At 29.6% G+C, this 19,041-nt stretch carries 17 protein-coding genes and 1 other RNA gene; 5 read left to right on the top strand and 13 right to left on the bottom strand.

Translation table 11 applies throughout. The features are described from left to right. From QVZ41_RS09750 to aroQ, 9 genes are read right to left on the bottom strand one after another with little or no spacing between them, the layout of a single operon-like run. Positions 1 to 999 (bottom strand): N-acetylneuraminate synthase family protein, encoded by a 999-nt coding sequence (locus QVZ41_RS09750; protein WP_302884383.1) that lies wholly within the window; start codon positions 997 to 999, stop codon positions 1 to 3. 1 nt (position 1,000) lies between these two features. Next, a complete protein-coding gene (locus tag QVZ41_RS09745) occupies positions 1,001 to 1,903 on the bottom strand; it encodes a glycosyltransferase family 2 protein (protein WP_302884382.1) in 903 nt (300 codons plus the stop codon). Beyond that, entirely contained in the window at positions 1,903 to 3,141 is a 1,239-nt protein-coding gene (locus QVZ41_RS09740) for a glycosyltransferase family protein (protein WP_302884381.1), read from the bottom strand. The genes QVZ41_RS09745 and QVZ41_RS09740 overlap by 1 nt, the downstream gene beginning before the upstream one ends. Before the next feature lies 1 nt (position 3,142). Then, complete coding sequence (locus tag QVZ41_RS09735; RefSeq protein ID WP_302884380.1) at positions 3,143 to 4,045, bottom strand: glycosyltransferase family 2 protein; 903 nt, start codon at positions 4,043 to 4,045, stop codon at positions 3,143 to 3,145. 2 nt (positions 4,046 to 4,047) lie between these two features. Beyond that, a complete protein-coding gene (locus QVZ41_RS09730; RefSeq protein ID WP_302884379.1) occupies positions 4,048 to 5,058 on the bottom strand; it encodes a glycosyltransferase family 2 protein in 1,011 nt (336 codons plus the stop codon). Beyond that, positions 5,031 to 6,209 (bottom strand): glycosyltransferase family 4 protein, encoded by a 1,179-nt coding sequence (locus QVZ41_RS09725; protein ID WP_302884378.1) that lies wholly within the window; start codon positions 6,207 to 6,209, stop codon positions 5,031 to 5,033. Before QVZ41_RS09725 ends, QVZ41_RS09730 begins: the two co-directional genes overlap by 28 nt. Next, on the bottom strand, positions 6,202 to 7,449 hold the full coding sequence (locus tag QVZ41_RS09720) for an ABC transporter ATP-binding protein (protein WP_302884377.1): 1,248 nt from the start codon (positions 7,447 to 7,449) through the stop codon (positions 6,202 to 6,204). Before QVZ41_RS09720 ends, QVZ41_RS09725 begins: the two co-directional genes overlap by 8 nt. 1 nt (position 7,450) lies before the next feature. Next, on the bottom strand, positions 7,451 to 8,302 hold the full coding sequence (locus tag QVZ41_RS09715; RefSeq protein ID WP_302884376.1) for an ABC transporter permease: 852 nt from the start codon (positions 8,300 to 8,302) through the stop codon (positions 7,451 to 7,453). Between the two features lie 3 nt (positions 8,303 to 8,305). Beyond that, a complete protein-coding gene (aroQ, locus tag QVZ41_RS09710; protein ID WP_302884375.1) occupies positions 8,306 to 8,725 on the bottom strand; it encodes a type II 3-dehydroquinate dehydratase in 420 nt (139 codons plus the stop codon). Between the two features lie 124 nt (positions 8,726 to 8,849). Between aroQ and xerD the strand changes: the two genes are divergently transcribed. Beyond that, a complete protein-coding gene (gene xerD, locus QVZ41_RS09705; RefSeq protein WP_302884374.1) occupies positions 8,850 to 9,746 on the top strand; it encodes a site-specific tyrosine recombinase XerD in 897 nt (298 codons plus the stop codon). Between the two features lie 164 nt (positions 9,747 to 9,910). On the opposite strand, the gene rny is transcribed toward xerD, so the two are convergent. From rny to QVZ41_RS09685, 4 genes are all read right to left on the bottom strand, one after another. Beyond that, a complete protein-coding gene (rny, locus tag QVZ41_RS09700) occupies positions 9,911 to 11,470 on the bottom strand; it encodes a ribonuclease Y (protein ID WP_302884373.1) in 1,560 nt (519 codons plus the stop codon). 51 nt (positions 11,471 to 11,521) lie between these two features. Next, positions 11,522 to 11,630: non-coding RNA, 6S RNA (gene ssrS, locus QVZ41_RS09695), on the bottom strand. 54 nt (positions 11,631 to 11,684) lie between these two features. Beyond that, on the bottom strand, positions 11,685 to 11,981 hold the full coding sequence (locus QVZ41_RS09690; protein ID WP_302884372.1) for a cell division protein ZapA: 297 nt from the start codon (positions 11,979 to 11,981) through the stop codon (positions 11,685 to 11,687). An 11-nt stretch (positions 11,982 to 11,992) separates the two neighbouring features. Continuing rightward, positions 11,993 to 12,283: a hypothetical protein gene (locus QVZ41_RS09685; RefSeq protein ID WP_302884371.1), complete on the bottom strand. Its 291-nt coding sequence runs from the start codon at positions 12,281 to 12,283 to the stop codon at positions 11,993 to 11,995. 165 nt (positions 12,284 to 12,448) lie between these two features. On the opposite strand from QVZ41_RS09685, the gene QVZ41_RS09680 reads away from it, so the two are divergent. The 4 genes from QVZ41_RS09680 (at position 12,449) to QVZ41_RS09665 (ending at position 19,004) form a co-directional block, all read left to right on the top strand. Then, positions 12,449 to 14,134, top strand: a complete 1,686-nt coding sequence (locus tag QVZ41_RS09680) for a M23 family metallopeptidase (protein ID WP_302884370.1) — start codon at positions 12,449 to 12,451, stop codon at positions 14,132 to 14,134. A gap of 8 nt (positions 14,135 to 14,142) precedes the next feature. After that, positions 14,143 to 16,611, top strand: a complete 2,469-nt coding sequence (locus QVZ41_RS09675; protein ID WP_302884369.1) for a TonB-dependent receptor — start codon at positions 14,143 to 14,145, stop codon at positions 16,609 to 16,611. A gap of 126 nt (positions 16,612 to 16,737) precedes the next feature. Then, a complete protein-coding gene (locus QVZ41_RS09670) occupies positions 16,738 to 18,282 on the top strand; it encodes a hypothetical protein (protein ID WP_302884368.1) in 1,545 nt (514 codons plus the stop codon). Next, positions 18,279 to 19,004, top strand: a complete 726-nt coding sequence (locus QVZ41_RS09665; protein ID WP_302884367.1) for an NYN domain-containing protein — start codon at positions 18,279 to 18,281, stop codon at positions 19,002 to 19,004. Before QVZ41_RS09670 ends, QVZ41_RS09665 begins: the two co-directional genes overlap by 4 nt. Positions 19,005 to 19,041 lie beyond the last annotated feature (37 nt).

Raw genomic sequence — 19,041 nt, 5'->3', positions numbered from 1 at the left:
TTATTCAGTTATATCTTCTTCTTTTAAAAAATCCCATTGATTTAAATCTTTGTTGATTTTTTTCCCGATGATCTTTTCGTATTCACTCGTCAAGATACCAAATCCTTTAGGTTTCTTGGTTTCTAAATCCGAAAATCTTAACATATGTCCTTTTTTTAAATCTTTGTTAATGGCTAAAGATTTTTCGAAAATAGATTTTAAGGTATCAAATTGAGAAATATCAGATTTCTCAACAGGATTTTTAAGTGCTTTCTCTATGTTTTTTACTGCTTTTACCAATTTAGTAGTTTCAGCCATGGTTAAAGATGCTTTGGCATCGGGACCAAACATTTCTTTATCAAATACCACATGAAATTCTAGTATTTCAGCTCCCAAAGCAGTGGCAGCAATACATGCTTCAATAGCTGAAGAATGATCTGAAAAACCAATAGGAACTTGGTATCTATTTTTTAATTCTTGAATTACATTCAAACCAAACTGCTCAGGTTTTGTTGGATAGGCTGTTGTACATTGCAAAATGGAATAATCTACTTGTCTTGATTTTAAAAACGCTATGGTTTTATCTAACTCTTCATAAGAACTCATCCCCGATGAAATAACAACAGGCTTACCAGTTTGCGCTATTTTTTCTAACAGCACAAAATTATTAACTTCGCCAGAACCTACTTTATAGCGTTTTACACCTACTTCTTCTAACAAATCTACCGCAGCATTGCTAAAAGGAGAACTCATAAACTCTAAGCCTACTTCGTCACAATGTTGTTTGATATCTTTCCATTGTTCTAGTGTGAATTCCATACGTTTCCAATACTCCATTCTAGTAGCATCTTGTTTAGAGAACTTTACTCTAAAAGGTTCATGAATACTACTTTCTGCTTCCGCAATATGAGTTTGAAACTTAATGGCATCACAACCTGTTTTAGCCACCGCATCTATATAGGCATGTGTCATTCCTAAACTTCCATCGTGTGCTTGCGCTATTTCTGCTATGATAAACATTTTATTCTTTATTTGGATCCCAATATAATTTTGTGTCGGGTAATTCTTGATACAATTTAAATTCTTTTTTTGTCAATCGATTACTGTTTTTACTCAGTTTTGGAATATTATAAAAAATATCTAACAAAGCTTGTATAATAGCTAGTGTAGCTTTTACATCTCCTTTAAAAGTTTTCTTTTTTACTTGTATCCATAAGGTATATAAAAACCTTCTTGGAATTTCTTTTATCGGATAGAAAAGCAAATACAAATACCAACCTGATCGTAAAGATCTTCTTAACCTTAATCTGTAATCTTTCTGTTTTTTTCTAGATTTAATATCTACTCGATGATGCACTAATACTTTTGGATTGTATATAACCTCCCATCCTTCTTTTAATAATTGAAAAGAAGCAAAATCTTCTTCTCCATAAAACACAAACCATTGAGGATAATTTGGTATTTCATCCCAAGCTTTTTTTCTCCAAACATGACCACACCCAACAAATCCTTTACAAATTTGACTTGTATCTTTTTCAACTAAAACATTTGGTGTTTCTATTCCCCAAAAAATTCTTAAACTTTGAACTGCACATGTAGGATTTTCGACAAAACATTTTTCTATTTCTTCTACAACATTTTCTGTTAAAAAATGAGCATCATCATCTAAAGAAATAATATACTCTCCTTTTGCTAAGTTATTTAGTGTATTTCTATTAGCAATTAATCCTTTACTTTTTTTATTTAAAATCAAATGATGTTCTGAATATTTTTCTTTTAAAAACTCTTGAGTTCCATCAATTGAGGCATCATCACAAATCAATAATTCAATATCATTTCTAACAAGAATTTTTCCTAAAGATTTTAAAGTAATTTTTAAATCTTTTAATCTATTTCGAGTTGTTATTACAATAGAAAATTTCATTAAGCCAACGTTTCTATAATTTCTTTTAAATAAAATATCCCAATGTAATTTTCTAAATCAGGTCTATTTAATTTTAGGTCTGAATTTTGTTTCCAACTATAATATAGTTCTTCTATTTTTATGGAGATTTTCTCCACTTCGTCAGCTTCTGTTATATATGGATAATCATTTCCTAATAAACGTTTACTTTCACTATAATAAGGTCCTAATAATAAAATAGGTTTATTAGCACTTATGCAATGTGGAAATTTACCAGGTAAAAACGGACTAATTTCTGATTTAGATTCCAAAATAATATTAACCGATACATTTTTTTGAACAACATCTACTTCCTCAAAGGGCACATTTCCTTGACTCCAATATATATTGTGATTAATTTCTTTGATTAATTTATTTTTGTAATAAGCAGCATGACCCAACAGCAATAATTTAGAGTTTTCTTTAGCCTCTTTATTTTTTTTCAAAAATAATTTAAACCCTTCTATTAAACTTATAGGGGAACGTTGTTTCATTAAATTACCAGCATGTAGTAAATTAAATTTATTTGTATCTAAATAATTAGGTAAATTAATTTCGCTATTTTTAATTTCTACTTCTAGATTTTGATGAGGAATAATGACTCCTGTTTTTAAAAAATTAGGAAAATAACTCCCCATCCATTCTTTAAGCAACAGACTTGGAAAAGCACTGTACTTAGCTTGTTCGGATACTTTTCTAAAAAAATCTTCTTTGTATTGATATCCAGCCTCCACCCAATTATAAGGTCTTGGATAAAAATGAAAAGGATAAGGATCATGAACATAAGCCATCCATTTACTATGTAAATTAGGCAATCTTAACATAGCATGATGTGGCCTAAAACTAGCTCCTTTACTTAGGGTAATAATTAAATCTTCCTCGCAATAATTTTTATTAACAGCTTTAGTAATACTTCTAGAATCATTAAAAAATGTAAAAGAATGTCCGAATATATTTTCTAAAAATTTAGACACATTTAATTTTGTAATTCTTTGAAAAACACGTTGTGTTCTACTTAAAATATAATTTAAAGAAAATTTAATTTCAGGAATAGCAATACACTCAATTTCGTTACCTAATTGAATATTTTTTCTAGTATAATGCAATACCTTTATTTGATATCCTATCTTCTTAAGATTTTGTATCAAAGCTACATTTACCTTAGAACCACTACTGTCTTCTATGTCTATAGATTCTGATATGATTAAGATGTTTTTCAAATTATTTTAGAAATTTATATAAATTAAATTTTAATGGATATATCCAAAAATAAACTTTGTTCATAAAACTTTGTTCTAATAATTTAGAAATAATCAATTTTGATTTTAAAGTATAACTTTTATGGTAAAAATATTTCTTTAGCTTATTTGTCATTAAATTAGAATCTATTAAATTCTCACAAACTAATTGTTGTGCTTTAACATATGAAGACATTCTTATAGGATCATTACTCCAAAATTCACCTGTATTTGATTTACTATGTTTTCTATTAAAATACAAGGGTTCCTTTATATAAACTCCTCTTAATTTATTTTTAATGAGAATCCTAGAATAACACTCCCATTCTTCTGCGTACATTAATTCTTCTTTAAATAAATCTTCCTCAAACAACTCCGTTTTCCACATTACGGTGCAAGATGCTAAAGGCAATGTTCCTAAAACTATTTTTTCATATATATTTCCTTCTAATTGCTCTGTTTCAAAATTTAAGATTAACTCTAAGGAATCTTTATTAAAAGCCCCTTCAAAAGATTGTTTTTCATAATGTACAAAATCAATATTTTTATTTTTAGAAAACTCTTTAACACATATTTCTATAAGTTGATAATGAACAATATCATCATCATCAAAAAAAACTAGATACTGTCCTTTAGCTTTTTTTATTCCTATATTTCTACCCGCTGGTAGCCCTTGTTTTATTAGTTTGTCTTTAACTAGATATTTTATTCTATCGTCAGAGTTTACAAACTCATTAACAACTATTTTTGTATTATCCATAGAATTATCATCCACAATAATACATTCCCAATTAGTATAAGTTTGTGCAATAATAGAGTCTAAGGTTTCTCCTATTAAATGTGCCCTGTTGTAGGTAGTTAATAAAATTGTAATTAAAGGCTCCATAATTATTTTTTTAAAATTTTATATGTTGCTATTTTCAAAGCTGTTTTATAATCATTAACCGTCATTACAGAATGAAAAAAATAAATTAGTTTAAAAAAGGGAATAATACCTTGTGTATTACCAGTTACTCTTACTCCTTTGATATACTTATCTTTTAAACAAAAAATATGTTGTTTATAATCTGATAAATGAAATACACTCGAATAAAATTGTTTTATTTTCTCTATATTTTTAATTAGTATATGACTATCAATAGTATGTGTTTTTTGAAATTGGATAATTAGTTTTTGAAGTTCTATTGGAAATTTATATTCATCAAAAACACTTGCGTACATTTTATATTTATTATTCTCAAAAATTAATTGCTTTTCAGAATTTACATTATTAATCTCATGAGTTAAACTTTGCTTATGAATTCTATACTTATAAAGTACTTTATTTATATGGAAAAATTTATGTTTCATAAAACCTCTTAACCAAAAATCATAATCCTCTACCATAAATAACTTTTCATCGTATCCATTATTTTTTACATAAACTTCTTTTTTATATAAAAAACAAGCACCAATAACATTTCTCCATATAACCTCTTGCGGTTCTTCTAGATGGAAAGTTTTTAATTCATTTGAATTTTCATCAATTTGAATAAAGTCAGCATAAACAAAATCAGCATCTTGATTACAAATCGTATTGACCATTATTTCTATTGCTGTTGGTAAATACATATTATCATCACTTGTCCAGGTTAACAAATCTCCTTTAGCCATACTATGACCAATATTTAAACTTGCAGGCAAACGCTTGTTTGTGGAATTATTAACAATTCTTACTCTAGTATCATTCTTAGCAAAATCTTTTGCAATAGCTAATGTATTGTCTGTAGAGCAATCATTTACAATAATAAGCTCTATGTTTCTATAGGTTTGACTTAAGCAGCTTTTTATAGATTGAGCTAAATATGTTTCTCCATTATAAACAGGAAGTATTATAGATACGAGTTGATTTTCTTCCATACTCTTTTTGGAATTTTAATAATTTTTAAACCGTAATTAAAATATCTATTTAATATAAAATTAAACTTCCAAAAAAAATAAGTTACACTCTTATACTTCTTTTTATCCTGAATGCCTTTATACTGTAGTATTTCATAATTAGAAATTACTTCTTTAGAAAATTTCTCTCTTATAATTTTTAACGTATCATTATTACTTTCTTCTGCATCCAACAATTTATAAATAGCCTCAGATATTCTCTTTGGGTTTTCGTAATCATCAACCAAATAATTCATTTGATGGTCATTTACTAAAAACTCATTCATAGGTGCTATGTTAGAAGTGACAATTTTAGATTTACAAGCTGCTGCTTCTATAAAGACTACTCCAAACCCTTCCCATTTGCTTGGATTACAAACTACATTTGCTGCATTATACCAGTATGCTAATTCATTATTTTCTACTTTAGATACATGAAATATTCTGCTTGTTAAATTTTCCTTCTCTACTATAGGGTTTATTGTTGTAAAGTCCCCAATACCAATATGTACTATAAAAAACTCTGGATTTAAAAACTTTAAGCTTTTTATTACTGTCTCAAAATTTTTTTGTTCACTAACTCTTCCTATATGTAAAATCATTTTGCCTGATGGAAATTTACTTCGAATACTTTGAACATTAATATTTACATCAGCATCTATTTTTTTAAAAGTATTTAAATCAACCCTATTCCCTAAAACATAAACCTCATCTTCTTCAGCATATTTATTTTCTAATAATATCTTTTTTATAACATTACTCATTGTAATGTACTTGTCTGAAAACTTTAAACTGTCATGAATTAAATTTGGATTTGTATCATGGATACTAGAAACAACAGGAATTCCAAAGACTCTATTATAATTTGCGTAATCAGTTGCCCAATATCCACCATATGCTCTAACACAAACGGGATTTATTTTTTTTAACTTTTTTTTATAATCTCTATTAGATTTTACAGGAATTATTTTTAAACCATAAGCTTCTCTTTCTTTATTTTCTCTTGGAGAAAGTACATACACTTGATCAAAATAACCATTAGGATTATAATAATCCTTTAACCACGATGATGTGCCTTTTGCCTCATAAGCAGCTATAGGGTCTGAAGGTATCACAACAAGATATTTATTCATTTATCAGCCATTTTGATTTATAAATTATCTCACCTTGTTGCCTATTAAGAGACATTCCATTTTCAAACACATCATTATTGATAACTTTGAATGAAAAAGCGTCATGAATTACTTCTAAATTTGCTCTAGGAATATTGGTTCCAATAGCCACCATAGCTTTATAACTTCCTTGTATCAAATTAACATTATCTATGGTACAAATTAATTTATCATTTGGCTTAAAATCTCCTGAAAATTCTTTATCTAAATGAGTTCCTATAGAAAATATTCTTTTTTGATCCATATTTTCAACACCTATAAAACAGTAGTTGATTTTTTCTTCAAATCTATCCCTAAACTTTAACTCAACACTGAGTTTATCTAAAATATTGATTGTATTAGTCTCAAGAGAAATTTCTTTTATGAATTTAGATTTTTTTAAATTTTCATCATGCTCGGAAACGGAAATCTTTAAATATTCATCAATAACTTCATCTGTACTTCCAATTTTATACACACTACCATTTTTAAGCATTATCGTAGTTGGACACAAACTTCTAATTGCTGTCATATCATGACTCACAAACAATACAGTTCTTCCCTCACTATTAGAAATGTCTTGCATTTTACCAATGGCTTTTTTCTGGAACTCTGCATCCCCCACTGCTAAAACTTCATCTACCACTAAAATATCAGGTTCTAAAAAAGCTGCCACCGCAAATGCCAAACGCACGGTCATTCCACTAGAATAACGTTTAGTAGGTGTATCTATATAACGTTCACAACCTGAAAAAGCAATAATTTCATCAATTTTAGCGTTGATCTCTTTTTGGGTCATTCCTAAAATTGCTCCGTTTAAATATACATTTTCACGTCCTGTCATTTCAGGATGAAAACCAGTCCCTACTTCTAGTAAAGAAGCTATTCTACCTTTGGTTTTAATACTTCCTGTAGTTGGTCCTGTTACTCTAGATAAAATTTTTAATAAAGTAGACTTCCCTGCTCCATTCTTTCCAATGATTCCTATAATCTCTCCTTTTTTTACTTCAAAAGAAATATCCTTTAAAGCCCATACATATTCAGAGGTTCCTTTTGTAGACCTATCATTAGTTTCTCCAATTTTAAGATAAGGATCTTCTTTTCCTCTTATTTGGTGCCACCATCTATTTAAATCATGACTAATGGTTCCTGTTCCTAAAGTTCCTAATCGATATTGTTTAGAGATGTTTTCTACTTTTAATATCACATTGCTCTCTTCCATATTATATCGTATCTATAAAACTTTTTTCAGTTTTATTAAAAACTAAAATCCCAAAAAAGAAAACAAATATCGAAATCCCTATCGTATATAATATTCCAAACTGACTCACTGACCCCTCACCTAACATCACATATCTACTATACTCAATAATATGCGCTACAGGATTATAATCAACTGCCCAGGTTAAATTGTTTTCCTTAAATAAACTGTAGGGCAAACTCACTAATGAAACGTACATTAGAAGTTGGACTCCGAAAGAAATTAAAAAAGTTAAGTCTCTGTATTTAGTAACCATTGATGATGTAATCATTCCTAATCCTAATCCTAACATCGCCATACATAACAATACAACAGGATATGTTAGCATGTACATATTGGGACTAATTGAGCTACCTTTAAAAACAAAATACACGTAAAAACAAACAAAAATTCCGAATTGAATTCCGAACTTTAATAGATTTGAGATGACTACTGACATTGGCATGATAACCCTAGGAAAATAAACCTTCCCAAAAATGGCTTGATTCTTCTTAAAGGTATCTGAGGTTTCTGTCAAACAATCTTTAAAATAATTCCAACTGGTAATCCCTGCCAAATTGAATAAAAAAGGGGGTATCCCCCCAGTACTGATATTGGCAATTTTGTTAAATACCAACGTAAAGATTATTGAGGTAAACAAAGGTTGAATTAAATACCACAAAGGTCCTAATATGGTTTGCTTATACATTGTTACCACATCTCTTTTCACAAAAAGAAATAACAAATCTCTATAACGCCAAACTTCCTTTAAGTTTAAATCAAAAAGATTGTTTTTTGGGGTTATTTCGTATAACCAACTTTGTTCTTTGTTCATTGTTTACTTTATAAAACTCTCCACACCTAATTCATAACTCTTTAATCCAAAACCTAAAATCACTCCTTTACAAACGGGAGATAAAAAAGATTTATGTCTAAAAGTTTCTCTTTTGTGTGTATTAGAAATATGCACTTCTACTACCGGAGTAGTCACCCCACTAATTGCATCTGCAATAGCTACAGAAGTATGCGTGTAGGCTCCTGCATTCATAACAATTCCGTCGTAGGTAAAACCTACTTCATGAATTTTATCTACCAATATTCCTTCACTATTCGATTGAAAATATTCTAATGTGATATCTGAATATTTATCTTTTAGTGTTTCGAAAAATTGTTCAAAAGTTTCTGAGCCATAAATCTCTGGTTCTCTTTTTCCTAACAAATTTAAATTGGGACCATTTAATATTAAAATTCTCATCATTGTCAAAATATTGATTAATGTCAAAAATAAGAAAAAACAAGGGTAATACAGTAAACATAATTATAATATCACATTAAAAAACACTTGTTATTTCTAAGTATATAATCCTTATTTTTACTTTATAATGAACTGGAACTCCTACATCAAAGAATTTACCCAATACCTACTCATAGAGAAAGGATTATCTCAAAATACCATTATCAACTATCAGGGGGATTGTGAAAAACTCAAAGTTTATTTTTCTGAATCAGAAATCACCCCTTTAAATATTACAACGGCTGATTTACAAAACTTTATTTATCATTACTCTAAAACACATAAAGCCAGATCTCAAGCTAGATTGATCTCTGGTCTTTCTTCCTTTTTTGATTATTTGTTGATTGAAAATTACAGAGAAGATAACCCCATGGATATTATTGAATCTCCAAAAATAGGACTAAAACTTCCTGATACTTTATCCGAAGAAGAAATCAATAAAATTATTGATGCCATTGATTTATCTCATCCACAAGGAGAAAGAAATAGAGCTATTTTAGAAACTTTATACGGATGTGGATTACGTGTCAGTGAACTCATCAACCTAAAAATTTCTGATTTATATTTTGATGAAGGTTTTATAAAAATTACTGGAAAAGGAAACAAACAACGTTTGGTTCCTACAAACTTGTACACCGAAAATATCATTAGTAATTATATCAATCAACAAAGACCTTTAACACCACCAAACAAAGGAAAAGAAGATATATTGTTTTTAAACAGAAGGGGAAATCAACTAACAAGAGTGATGATTTTTACCATTATTAAACAATTGGCAGAAAAAGCAAACATCAAAAAAACAATTAGTCCACACACCTTTAGGCATTCTTTTGCAAGTCATTTACTTAATGGTGGTGCTGACCTAACTGTGATTCAAGCTTTATTAGGACACGAAAGCATAACCACTACCGAAATTTATTTACATGTTGACAAAACCAAACTGAGTGAGGTTGTGAATAAATATCATCCTAGAGCGAGGAATTAGTGAGTAGTGAGTAGTGAGTAGTGAGTAGTGAGTAGTGAGTAGTGAGTAGTGAGTAGTGAGTAGTGAAAAAACAAATTCTCAATTCAACGAATACACAAATCAACAAACAAAAAAGCGTTTTTAGAAATTTCTAAAAACGCTTTTTTTATATGATAAATAAAAGATTACTTCGCTACATTCACCGCTCTTGTTTCTCTAATTACCGTAACTTTTACCTGACCTGGATAAGTCATTTCAGTTTGTATTTTTTGAGAAATATTAAATGATAAATCTGAAGCTTGCTCATCTGTTACTTTATTACTTTCAACCAATACACGTAATTCACGTCCTGCTTGAATCGCATAAGCTTTTTGAACTCCAGTGAATCCAAATGCTAAATCTTCTAAGTCTTTTAATCTTTGAATGTATGAATCTAATACCTGACGTCTTGCTCCTGGTCTTGCTCCTGATATTGCATCACAAACTTGAACAATTGGTGCTAACATGGTCTTCATTTCAATTTCATCGTGGTGTGCTCCAATGGCATTACAAACATCTGGTTTTTCACCATATTTCTCTGCCCATTCCATCCCCAATAATGCGTGTGGTAATTCACTTTCAGTATCTGGCACTTTACCTATATCATGTAACAATCCTGCTCTTTTTGCAGCCTTCACATTCAGCCCTAATTCAGCTGCCATCAATCCACAAAGATTAGCAACTTCTCTAGAGTGTTGTAATAAGTTTTGTCCATATGATGAACGGAATTTCATACGTCCAATGGTTTTAATCAATTCTGGATGTAAACCGTGAATTCCTAAATCAATCACTGTACGTTTACCAACTTCTATAATTTCTTGGTTAATTTGTTTTTCTGTTTTCTCTACTACTTCTTCAATTCTAGCAGGGTGAATACGGCCATCTGTCACCAATTTATGCATAGACAAACGAGCAATTTCTCTACGAACAGGGTCAAAACAAGAAAGAATAATTGCTTCTGGTGTATCATCTACAATAATTTCAACTCCCGTAGCAGCTTCAATCGCTCTAATATTACGACCTTCACGACCGATAATACGACCTTTTACATCGTCTGATTCTATATTAAACACAGACACACAGTTTTCTATAGATTGCTCTACTCCCACTCTCTGAATGGTGTTTAAAATTAATTGACGAGCATCTTGCTCTGCTGTTAATTTTGCCTCTTCCAGAGTATCTCTTATATAAGCCATGGCATCTGTTTTGGCTTCAGCTTTTAAAGAATCTACCAATTGTATTTTGGCTTCATCAGCAGACAAACCAGAAATAGACTCAAGCATATCTACTTGCTTTTTGTGCATTTTATCTAACTCTGCTTGTTTCTTTTCTAAAAACTCTAAACGGTACGCATAATCAGATTCTTTTTCTTCAAGAGATTTGTTTAATTTCTTCTCACGTTCTATTTCTTTATTTAGAGAGGTTTCTCTATCCTTTGCCCTTTTTTCAGATTCGGCAACTTTTTTCTCTCTAGATAAAATTACTTTTTCATGTTCAGCTTTAAGCTCAATAAACTTTTCTTTGGCTTGTAAAATTTTATCTTTCTTAACAGTTTCTGCAGTCAATTTTGCTTCTTTAACAATAGAAGCAGCTTCTTTTTCTGCCTGAACCGTTATTTGAGAAGCCTTAAACTTCTCTAGCATTTTTGCTACTATAAACCCTACGATTAAGGCCGCAATAGCAACGAGTATTATGATTGTATTCATTAGTTTGAGTTAAATTATATATATAAAAAAACCTACTGAGGTTAGTTTTATAAACTCCAAAAAACATGTTTTAGGACTAACATTGTGATCAAGTATCTGTACAAAATACAGCTCGCTTTAACACAATAGACTCATCCTTTTTAAAGATATAGTGTTGAGTTTATCAAACGAAAACCAAAGTAGGCAGTGTTTTTATTTCTATGTAAAGAACTTTCTATTTATCTAGATACGATTCTAATTTACTATTTAATTTTGACAATTTAGTTGTTATTGCATTATTTTCTTCTTCTTTGATGACCTTATTTACTTCTAAAATAGAAGCAAACTGCAAGGCACACATGGCTAAAACATCTTGTTTATCATTTACAGCATAATTACTTTCATAATCTGCTATTAACTTATTAATGTTTACAGCAGCGGCTCTTACCCCTTGTTCTTCTTCTGTAGATTTTACAGAAATGGGATAATTTCTACCTCCTATTGCTACATTAATTTTGTATGTATCCGCCATTTTAAAAGAGCTTATGTATTTAATTCTTTAATACATTGATCTATTTCTGCAACTAAAAAATCAATTTTAGCTTTCGTATCCTTCTTATATCCTTCACTACCTCCTATAGTTTTAGCAATTTTTAACACTTGCAACTGTTCTTTGTAAAAAGAAATTTCGTCTTCCAATCCTTTATTAGTCTGCTGTAACACAAAATTACTATTAGATAAAATCTGATTTTCTTTTTGTAAAAACTCGTAGCGCTCTAGAAGTTGTTCAATATTAGCCTCTAACGAGGCAATGATATTTTGTTGACTTCCCATAGTTAATATCGCTAAAACCTTATATACAAAAATAGCATTGTTATTCTTAAATCCAATTTTTTATACACTAAATTGTAAAATTCATTATAAAGTTTGTTTCTCAGACTTTTATAAGTGTATTTTAAGATATTATAATATTTTTGTGTAACCCTTAAATGCATTTTTTTGAAAAAACATCTCTTTTTAGTCAACTTACTTACTTTTTGTATCACATTTAGTCAACAAAAATACCCTAAAAATGATTTTAGAAATCCATTGGACTTCCCTATCATTCTTGCTGGAACTTTTGGTGAATTAAGAACCAATCATTTTCATTCTGGAATAGACATCAAAACAAAAGGAATTAGTGGAAAAGAAGTTCATGTAGCCAAAGAAGGATATGTTTCTAGAATTAAAATTTCACTTTGGGGATATGGAAAAGCCATTTATGTTACCCATCCTAACGGATATACAACCGTTTATGGACACTTACAAAAGTTTAGTGATAAAATTGAAAAATACATCAAACAGAAACAATACGAAAAAGAGTCTTTTGAAATTCAAGTTTTTCCAAATAGGGACGAATTGGCTTTAGAAAAAAATGAGATTATTGCCTATTCTGGAAATTCTGGAGGATCTACAGCTCCTCATTTACATTTTGAAATTAGGGATACCAAAACAGAAAAAATCATCAATCCATTGTTATTTGGATTAGAGGTTCCTGACAACATCACCCCTCATTTTGGTGGACTAAGAGTTACTCCTATAGGAGAAAATGCTGCGGTAAATCAAATTCCTGTAGCTCAAAATATTCATGTAGAAAAAATAAACAGTCACTTATTTGTTTCTGATGAAGTAGAAGCTATCGGAACAATTGGGCTACAAATCAACACACATGATTTACTGAACAATGCTCCCAATAAAAATGGGGTTTATAGTATTGATATGACTGTAAACGATACTTTGGTCTATCATCACGATTTAGAAACTTTTGCTTTTGATGAAAGTAAATACATCAATTTGTTAATTGATTATGGATATTATGCAAAGCATCGTAAAAAATATCAAAAAACTTATATAGATCCGTCTAATAGATTGTCTATTTACAAAACAGATCAAAACAAAGGTTTTTTACAAATTAAAGACCAAGAACATTATCGTGTAGAAATTATTGTAAAAGATTTTGCTAATAATACTACCATTATTAGAGTTCCTATCAAAGGGAATAAAATCATCACTCCTATTATTAAGGAAAATTTAGAAACGCCTTATTTTGTAAATCAAAATAAATATACAGTGTTTAAACAAGGGAATTCAGAAATTAGATTCCCTAAAAACACTTTTTACGAGGATGTTTATTTAGACTATCGTGTGAGTAAAAATGCCGTTCATGTTCACAAACCCAATTTACCCTTAAACAAAAATTATACGTTAACGTATTTTACAGATAGTTTATCTGCCAATGAAAAAAAGTATGTGTATTTTGCCTATAAAAGTGGACGTCACTATAATTATGTAAGTACTTACAGAAAAGACAATAAAATATATACCAACACAAAATATTTAGGTGATTTCTATTTAAAATTTGATAGTATTCCCCCAATTATTTACAAACCTAGCTTTTATAACAAACAAAATATAAGCAATCATAAAACGTTGAGTATTCATATAAAAGACAAAGAAACTGACATCAAAAACTATTACGCTACCATTGATGGAAAATGGATTTTAATGGAGTATCAACCTAAAAAAAACAGATTATTTTTTGACTTAGAAGATTTAAAAGCTACCCAACAACAGCATGCTTTTAAGCTTAAAATTCAAGATGTATTAGGAAATACCAAAACTTACGAAGCTAGCTTTTACAAATAAAAAACCTATTGAAAACAATTTTATCCCTTTTCGTTTTTTTATATACTACTCTCCTATTTTCTCAAACAGGATTTGTAGCGGGTACAATAACAAATGAAAACAAAGAACCTTTATCTGGCGTAAACATTACCTATCATCAAAAAGGAGTAGTTAGTGATGAAAATGGTGCATACAAAATTGAAATTCCTGCCAACGAACAGACCCTAGTTAAATTTTCATATTTAGGTTACGGTTCTGTTTTTAAAACCTTTAAAGGATATAAAAACAAAACCATTAAATATTCCCCTGTTCTTAAAATTGAATCTCAAGAAATGGAGGAAGTCAACCTAAAAAGTTATCAAGCTGCTCAAGAAGGAATTGTAAAACTAAAGGCTAAAAAATTCAAAAGAATTCCAGGTGCCAATGCAGGAATAGAGAATTTGTTAATGACTCAACCTGGAGTGAACAACAGTAATGAATTAAGTACACAATACAGTGTTCGTGGCGGTAGTTTTGATGAAAATTTAGTATACGTTAATGGAATTGAAATCTATCGTCCTTTTTTAATAAGATCTGGACAGCAAGAAGGATTGAGTTTTTTAAATTCTGATATGACAGAAAACATCAATTTTTCTGCCGGTGGATTTGAAGCCAAATATGGTGATAGATTGTCTTCTGTATTAAACATCCATTATAAAAAACCCACCAAAGAACTTTCTACAGTAAACTTAAATTTGTTGGGAGCTAGTTATACTTACGAGAACTTATTTTTAAATAAAAAGTTATCTACCTTAATAGGAGCCAGATATCGTAACAATCAATTATTGGTCAGTAGCAAAGACACCAAAACCAATTTTAAACCAGTTTTTGCAGATATACAAACCTATTTATCTTACAAAATTAACAACAAAAGTAGTGTTGATTTTTTAGGAAACATTGCCATGAACAATTACAACTTTACGCCTATTTCTAGAGTTACAAAATTTGGAGGTTTATTTCAGCCTAGAGAGTTAGTAGTTTTTTATGAAGGGAATGAACAAGATGATTTTAATACTTATTTTGGAGCCTTAAGTTATAAATATGACTTTACAAAAAATACCAAGTTAGATATTACAGGTTCTGCTTTTAACACTCAAGAACAAGAGTATTATGATATTTATGGAGCGTATTCTATTGCCGAAGTAAATCCTACCAGCGGAAATCCATTATATACTTCTGGAGTAGGAACACAATTAGATCATGCTAGAAATGATTTAGATATTTTAATTCAGAATGTAAAAGTGTCTCTTCAACATAAAATCAACGAACATCATTTTGAAATAGGAACAAAATTCCAAAGTGAAAACATTAGAGACAGAGTAAACGAATGGAAAGCTATAGATGATAATGGATTGACTTTAAGAAACCCGAATTTAAACACCGTTAACAACCAACCTTTTGATCCTTTTACCGCTCCCATAGATTTGTATTATAAAGTAAAAGCTCAGAACGATGTAAACATCAATAGGTTTTCTGGCTACTTTCAATGGAATAAAAAATGGTATTTGGGCGATCATATTTTATGGCATCATGCAGGAATCAGATCTCAGTTTTGGAACATTAAAAACAACAAAACACAAACAACCTCATCATTTCAAAACACCATTAGTCCACGTTTTAGACTTTCTTTAAAACCTGATTGGCAACATACTGATATGGTTTTTAGATTGTCTGCTGGTTATTATCATCAACCGCCATCTTATAAAGAACTAAGAGATGTAAATGGAGATATTCAAAGTGATTTAAAAGCACAAGAATCTATTCATTATGTATTTGCTAACGAGTATAGTTTTACCCTGTGGGAACGTCCTTTTAAAATGACTTCCGAAGTGTATTACAAAAAATTAAATGATGTAAATGCTTATTCTTTAGATAATGTTAGGGTTAGATATGATGCCAACAACAATACAAAAGCTTATGCCACAGGATTAGATTTAAGGTTAAGTGGAGAATTTGTGCCTGGTAAAGAAAGTTGGGTAAGTTTTGGTTTGTTAAAAACCCAAGAAAACACCAACAACAGAGGTTATATTGCTAGACCTACAGACCAGCGTTTTAAATTGGCCATATTGTTTCAAGATTATGTACCTAGCAATCCTAATTTTAAAGTGTTTTTAAATTTGGTTCTAAACAGTAGTTTGCCCGGTGGAGCTCCTATAAATGCAAGAGCAGATAATAGTACAACGGTGGATAGGTATAATTTTCAAACAAGATTAAGACCGTACCGTAGAGCTGATTTGGGAGCATCATATATTATTGTAGACCAAAACAAACAATATACTTCTGGTTTTTTAAGTCGATTTAAAGAATTAGAATTAGGAATAGAACTTTTTAACATGTTTGATATTCAAAATACCACCACCAATACTTGGATTTACGATGTAGATAGTCAACGTTATAACAGTGTTCCAAATATTTTAACAGGCCGTATTCTAAACTTTAAAGTAGGAATGCAGTTTTAGACACGCTGCTTAAAATCTTTTTTTATCAAAAAGTTGATCTACATTAATCTTTTGTTTGACAGATAAACTTTGTCTCTAAATATTTAACCTCTTTTATTTTATATCTTTAAAGATAAAAAGCTGTTAATGAATAAACCGAGACTCAATAATAAAATACAATTCATCATAAAACTTATTACGAGTAGTGTTTTATTTGTTGTTTTACTCTTCACTATTATTTCTTATGCAGCAGAAGGTTATATCAAAAACAAAATAAATGATATTAAAGAACTATCTGTTACAAATATTCGTGTTGCATGGCACTGTAATCATCTTTATTTAAAAGATGTTATTTATAAAAAAAACGGACATCATGTTACTGCCAAAAAACTAGAATTCATCAATATTCAATGGTTTTCTTTACTTAAAAACAAAACCATTCATTTAAAAGAAATTGTAATTAAAGACGTAGACATCAATTTATCTAACATTAAGAATAAAACAAATTCCAAGACTTTTAAAAATTTTGAATTCGCTTTTAAAGTAAATCATGTACAAATAGAAAACACTAATATAAATGCTGTAAAAGCAGATCAAAAACTAAATATTAAAGCACTAAATGCTGATTTAGAAAACTTAGAAATCAACAAAAACAACCTTAGTTTTAAAAATATTAAATACGCTACATCCAAAGGAATTTACACAAATATTAATAGTGATTATAAATTTACTTGGGATAAAATAGACACCAATCAAAAAACAACAACTCTATATAACGCCCATTTAAATCCTCTTATCAGTGATGCTGAATGGAGAAAGAAATACCCTTATAAAAAACCTATTACAGAACTAAAGATTCCTAAACTGTCTGTTAGCAATATTGATTACAATGCTATCATTCAAAAAAAATCAATCATTCTAGACAAAATTCTTCTTAAAGATGCTTTGTTAACTGTTTTGGTTGATGAGAATAAAGATCCTGACCCAAATGCTTATAAACCCTTACTTAATGAGCTGCTATATTCTTCTAAAGTTCCAATTAAAATTCAAGAAATCATTTTAGAAAACAATAGAATTGATATTGAAGTCATCAGCAAAAAAACAAAACAAAAAGCTTTAATATTTTTCAACAAAATAAATGCTAGCATACATGATATTCAAAATATTAAAGAACATAAAATCAACCTAGAACTAAAAGCATTGGTTTTAAATAAAAACACTATCAATTTAGATATCGATTTTTGGTTAACCCCTAAATTATTTCCATACACCATTAAAGGAAATGTAAGTCCTTTTGACTTTGAACAATTCAATTCTTTTTTACTACTAAACAAAAGAATCAGAATTCATTCTGGAGCATGTACTCGATTAGATTTTTCTATATATGGTAACAACACCAAAGCTTATGGAGACATTATTTTAGACTATAAAAATGTAAAAATAGGATTGTTTGATGATGACGAGCATATTATTGAAAAACTCCCTACCTTTCTGATCAATAATTTTTTAATCAAACAAAATAACATTCCCAATACTAAAAATTACCGAACAGGTAACATGTATTATAAACGACCAAAAAACAGATCTATGTATCATAGTTGGTGGTATACATTAAAAAGTGGATTTCAATCCGTAATTTTACCCAACATGATTAATCCAAAAGAACTAGATCATAAAAATAAAAACACATGAACATTAAACTAGCCGTTTTAATAGACGGAGATAATATTCCCTCATCCCCCGTTAAAGAAATGATGGAAGAAATTGCCAAATACGGAACTCCAACCATTAAAAGAATTTACGGAGATTGGACCAAACCCCATTTAGGAAAATGGAAAGATTTATTATTAGAAAATGCTATCACTCCTATTCAACAATACGCTTACACTACAGGTAAAAATGCTACGGATTCTGCCATGATTATTGATGCTATGGATATTTTATATTCAGAAAAAGTAGATGGCTTTTGTTTGGTTTCTAGTGATAGTGATTTTACAAGGTTGGCTACCCGATTAAGAGAAGCGGGGATGCAAGTCATTGGAATTGGGGAAAAGAAAACACCAACACCTTTTATTGTGGCTTGTGATAAATTTATTTATATAGAAGTTTTAAGAAAAGGACAAGATAAAAAAGAAAATAACAAAACTGCCGAAAAAGAAAATATTGATAGCATTACTCCTAAACTAATTAAAATGATTAGAGCTACTATTTCTGATGTTTCCGATGATGATGGTTGGGCTTTCTTAGGAGATGTTGGTAGTTTGTTACAGAAAAAACGTCCTAGTTTTGATGCCCGAAACTATGGTTTTGAAAAACTAACTCCTATGATGGATTCCATTGATGAATTTGAAATTGAACAAAGAGAAACACCTAAGAGCAGACACAAACTTATTTATGTAAAAAATAAAAACTAATAAAAAAGGGATGACCAAAAAGTCATCCCTTTTCACT

The sequence above is a fragment of the Wenyingzhuangia gilva genome, assembly GCF_030519655.1.
Classification (GTDB): domain Bacteria; phylum Bacteroidota; class Bacteroidia; order Flavobacteriales; family Flavobacteriaceae; genus Wenyingzhuangia; species Wenyingzhuangia gilva.
This window is presented reverse-complemented; position numbering and strand designations above follow the sequence as displayed.

Coding starts and splice junctions, on each gene's coding strand:
- QVZ41_RS09685 (WP_302884371.1), bottom strand. CDS start 12,283: ATGGGAAGTCAACAAAATATCATTGCCTCGTTAGAGGCTAATATTGAA.
- QVZ41_RS09730 (WP_302884379.1), bottom strand. CDS start 5,058: ATGGAAGAAAATCAACTCGTATCTATAATACTTCCTGTTTATAATGGA.
- xerD (WP_302884374.1), top strand. CDS start 8,850: ATGAACTGGAACTCCTACATCAAAGAATTTACCCAATACCTACTCATA.
- QVZ41_RS09670 (WP_302884368.1), top strand. CDS start 16,738: ATGAATAAACCGAGACTCAATAATAAAATACAATTCATCATAAAACTT.
- rny (WP_302884373.1), bottom strand. CDS start 11,470: ATGAATACAATCATAATACTCGTTGCTATTGCGGCCTTAATCGTAGGG.
- QVZ41_RS09725 (WP_302884378.1), bottom strand. CDS start 6,209: ATGAATAAATATCTTGTTGTGATACCTTCAGACCCTATAGCTGCTTAT.
- QVZ41_RS09690 (WP_302884372.1), bottom strand. CDS start 11,981: ATGGCGGATACATACAAAATTAATGTAGCAATAGGAGGTAGAAATTAT.
- QVZ41_RS09715 (WP_302884376.1), bottom strand. CDS start 8,302: ATGAACAAAGAACAAAGTTGGTTATACGAAATAACCCCAAAAAACAAT.
- QVZ41_RS09735 (WP_302884380.1), bottom strand. CDS start 4,045: ATGGAGCCTTTAATTACAATTTTATTAACTACCTACAACAGGGCACAT.
- aroQ (WP_302884375.1), bottom strand. CDS start 8,725: ATGATGAGAATTTTAATATTAAATGGTCCCAATTTAAATTTGTTAGGA.
- QVZ41_RS09745 (WP_302884382.1), bottom strand. CDS start 1,903: ATGAAATTTTCTATTGTAATAACAACTCGAAATAGATTAAAAGATTTA.
- QVZ41_RS09665 (WP_302884367.1), top strand. CDS start 18,279: ATGAACATTAAACTAGCCGTTTTAATAGACGGAGATAATATTCCCTCA.
- QVZ41_RS09720 (WP_302884377.1), bottom strand. CDS start 7,449: ATGGAAGAGAGCAATGTGATATTAAAAGTAGAAAACATCTCTAAACAA.
- QVZ41_RS09750 (WP_302884383.1), bottom strand. CDS start 999: ATGTTTATCATAGCAGAAATAGCGCAAGCACACGATGGAAGTTTAGGA.